The following is a 4,210-nucleotide window of genomic DNA, read 5'->3' on the forward strand; positions in this document are numbered from 1 at the left end:
AATCGACGCTTAGCATTACGATTTGAGAAATCCGATCTCTCTTTCCTTGCCTTTATAGCTTTAGCATCTATTAAATACAACCTTTGTTAACAGTGCCTACCAGTTTGATCACCTAATATAGCACTGTCAGCTTCTCTACCAGTTTGATTACCTAATGTAGCACTGTCAGCTTCTCTACCAGTTTGATTACCTAATGTAGCACTGTCAGCTTCTCTACCAGTTTGATTACCTAATTCATTAGTAGCTAAAACAGATGATATTGTTTTAACTATAAAATCACGAACTTTACCCCAAACAAAATTAGCTCTTCCTATAATCCTTGCAACAAACCCTGGGTTATTTACAGCTTCGTTTACATCATTAAGCTCCGCAATATCCTCGCTACGCCCATTACTAACACTATTTATCCTACCTAGAGCATCTTGATGACTATTCCCCCTATTTATTAGCGCTCTGTATGCGCCATATACAATCCTTCTTATTGCCGCAATAACACCACCTTCTTCCTCTGGGGTCAAAGGCTCTAATCCATCTGATATGGCCCCTAACATTTTTTCAATAAATAAAAACAACTACTCTAGATAGTAATTATTCTTGCCACTCAATCAATATTTCCAATATAATAATCATTTATATCAAGATGCCTGAGATAGGTACGCTATGTTTACAAACCATCTTTGTAGCAATCTAGAATTAATGGCCTTTTAGCTAAATTAATATTTAGTTAAAAGTTTTATGATCATTATAGATTTTTTTCTAAAAGCATCTATAATTCACGTCGCGCTTACCGACCTTAGCCATGTTTGTTGCTGGTTTGTAGCTATATGTTTCTTACTTTAATAAAAAATGGGAAAGTTTTTTTCTAAATTGCTTATTATATGCTCGCTTACCGTTACCGGGTGCTTTGATAAGCCTGCGGATGATGTAGCCGAGAATCCAACAATAAAATTTGGTGTTTCATGCGATTATCCACCGTTCACCTATCTTGAAGATGGTAAACCTGTTGGATTTGAAATTGAACTTGCAAAATTGATAGCCTCTAAACTTGGACAAGATCCAGAGTTTTTAGATATGCAGTTTAGCATGATACCTACCGCTATCAAATCTGGTAAAGTAGATGCTGGTATATCATGCATTGGTATGACTGAAGAGAGAAAGCAAGATTTTGATTTTACAGATAAATATTACGATGAAGAAGTTGGGATACTTTATTTAAAAGCTTCCCATGAAGATGTTGATGGTGATGTAATGAAAATTCTTAGCCATGCCAAGATTGGTGTGCAACTAGGGACTGTGATGGAAAAAAATCTTGATAGCGCAATCAGTAAATCAGCTATCTCTAACTCAGAAAAAATTTCAATGGATGTTATTAATCAGCTTGTTGAATCTCTAAAATCTGGACATGTGGATTTTGTATTACTGGATCTGTTTCAAGCTAAGTTTTTTGCTGAAAATAACGCCGAATTGGGTTATATAGTTGCTAACGATTTCGCCACTGTTGGTAAAGATAGTGGATATAGACTAATTTTAGCGAAAGGATCAAAGTATACACAAAAGATTAACTCTATTATAAACAAATTAAATGCAGAAGGAAAGATAGGTGAACTTTTGTCAATCTCTCAAGCAGAGTGCAGCTCTAGAAACCAGGATATACCTTGCACCAATGATGATGAAAATTGTACAGAAGGTGTAAACTTGAATGATAGATTAAAAGAAAACGGTGGTGATGTTGATGCTACAGAGCCGAGCGAAGTATCTGATAGCAACATATTGCTACAAAATAGTGATAATGAGGATGACAATAAGAGGTCATTGCAAAATTAAACGATAGAAAAAAGATAGAATTCCAACTATCATCAATCAAAAGAGTAGGGAAGGCGCTGCTATTGTTGGTGCTTTCCTTTTTTCTTATATACAAGAAAGATAAAACGATATAGCAAGTCTACTTATATAATCTGCCACTCTCTTTTTAAATAAATAAAGATTTGTTAGGTCTTTATTTTTATATTTAATAAGCGGTATCAAGCAAACTCTATTTTGATCATTGAATCTGTTGGCTGTATTTTTTTTACCGCCTTATTCACATGATTTGAACCCAATAGAGAAATTCTTGGCCAAGAGGTGGATTAGAGCTCATATTAGTCATCTTGCTTATCTCTATGATGCTTTAGTTAAATTCTTCAATACGCAAATCTCAACTTAATTTACTATACTGATGCATATTTTTATTTATCATAACAGCTTTGTGTATTCTATACTTATATAAGCAGGCATAGAGTTGATTTAGCGTTATATTATAGTATAATAGCAACCGCATTTGTGATTTTTTGTAGTTTGGTGCGTAAAAATAATATCTTATATAGTGCGGTTGTATCTGTATTTTATGCATTTTTCTTTAGTGGAAGTATCGCTTTAGGTAATAGTAATGTTGGAATTGGTGATGCACCTTACCATCAAACTGTGCCATTTGGCACAGATCTGATCTCTGCTAGTGTACAATGGCGATATAACAATTTGGTACTAGAAGCTGGTTTATCGTTATTAAATAAGTGTAGCACCTTCTCCTTATTCCTTATTCCATTGCCGCAAAATCCAATTGAGATAGGAATCAGCTATAAAACTGGTAAATACAAGATAGAAGCATTAGATGTTATCACGGTACATAGTATCCTATTTAGTACTGCCGCTGAATGCACTCTTAATGATAAGTTTGCGATTGGTACAAAAATTAATATTGGCAATTCATTTATTGCTATTAGTGAAACGAGTAAAAATTTTCTGAGTTATGGAGCCTTTGTAACTTTTTCATATAAAGTAAGTGAGAACGTTACTTTTTTTCTTGAGGCTGGCTATAATAATGTCCACAATAATGGTCTTCTAGGAGAGAATCTGAAAGTTGTTAGCAAATTAGTAGGTGCAGACATGCATATCTGTGCAAAATTTACATTTTAGCTAAAAATCAGCTAGGTGAGTAATGCGTATCAAAAAATCCCTATTTTCAAATAACGATTTTTTAAGTTATATAGAATAAGGCTATGAAAAGTTGCTAATACACCGCCACATCCTAGAGAGAGTGACAACACTCTCTTTTTTGTGCTTAAATAAATTATATAGCTAATCCTGGGATTGTTAACAAAAGATAGATGGTATTTTAGACTTATCTAATCTATTGAATAATAGCAGTATAGAGTTGGTTATCATGCCTTGTAGTAGTGTTTTTCTGTCAAATCTAGCTAAATAATGCCTTAATAAAGAATGATAAGATTCCACTAAGCAGCCTTTATAACTACATGTTTCGCTCCTATAAGAAATTAAACAGGATGGCTGTCAGTTGCCACTATATCAATTTTATATTGATTTTGTAATTCAAGAGCTAAAGGTAAGTAATTATTAAAATCTACAATAAAATCCAATAACTGATAGCTAAAGCGGTATAAAATGAATTACATAAACAGTAACGTTGTTAAAGTTAACCAATGATAACTAAGGTATTTTTAAAATTAATCATGTGCCATTTTTATGACGCTTTAGTTATATTTCTATCCCTCTCTAAGCCAGATATATACTCCGTTTTTTAACTATATAACTCATCTATCTCCATAATCTAAACATTCACTACTTCATTCTTTTGAGTATCTTGGTAAATTTTACTCCTTAAAATCTTAGCAAATTTCTTTATCCATTGTAGTATTAAGGTGGCACTAATACCCTCCATTTTTTCTATATTTCTTAATCCTTCTAAGTACCATTTTACTACCCTCGCATGTTTCTCATATTTTATTTTAGCATCACCTATTTTAAATACTATTTTACAACCTTTGCACTTATACCTTTGTTTACTGTCATATATCTAGTTTTTCACATACTCCAAAACTACAATGCTTACATTTTAAGTCCATTACTTAATTGGTAATATGGGTTGATACCATAACAACTTGCTACCATCATATCTACTAATGATTAGCAATCCGATAAACCGATATAAAAGAGTCACGAGAAATAGTTGTTTAAAAGTTGATCTATGCTCTTAGCCCATTTTTTCTCAATATGGTTGAGATCTGATGAATACGGTAAATCAAAATACGGCCAGTATCTTGAATGAGTTGTTGCATATAGCCTAGGCAAAAGAGGTTGATATAATAAGATGATAATATCATTGGTTAGTTATAATATTTTCGAATGGGAAGAGCGTATTCTCTTAGAGAAGAGG

Annotated in this window: 3 protein-coding genes; 2 read left to right on the forward strand and 1 reads right to left on the reverse strand. The window is 32.9% G+C overall.

Going from position 1 to position 4,210, the window contains the following annotated elements; genetic code table 11:
• Positions 1-86: 86 nt before the first annotated feature.
• The gene (locus Cyrtocomes_RS05480) at positions 87-572 is read right to left on the reverse strand and encodes a P-loop NTPase family protein (RefSeq protein WP_322498184.1); all 486 of its coding nucleotides are present in this window, start codon (positions 570-572) and stop codon (positions 87-89) included.
• A gap of 274 nt (positions 573-846) precedes the next feature.
• Here Cyrtocomes_RS05480 and Cyrtocomes_RS05485 point away from each other — a divergent pair, with 274 nt between their 5' ends.
• Positions 847-1,824, forward strand: a complete 978-nt coding sequence (locus Cyrtocomes_RS05485; protein ID WP_322498185.1) for a substrate-binding periplasmic protein — start codon at positions 847-849, stop codon at positions 1,822-1,824.
• A gap of 513 nt (positions 1,825-2,337) precedes the next feature.
• Positions 2,338-2,952: a hypothetical protein gene (locus Cyrtocomes_RS05490; protein ID WP_322498186.1), complete on the forward strand. Its 615-nt coding sequence runs from the start codon at positions 2,338-2,340 to the stop codon at positions 2,950-2,952.
• Positions 2,953-4,210 lie beyond the last annotated feature (1,258 nt).

This window comes from Candidatus Cyrtobacter comes, assembly GCF_034470605.1.
Taxonomy (GTDB): Bacteria; Pseudomonadota; Alphaproteobacteria; order Rickettsiales; family Midichloriaceae; genus Cyrtobacter; species Cyrtobacter comes.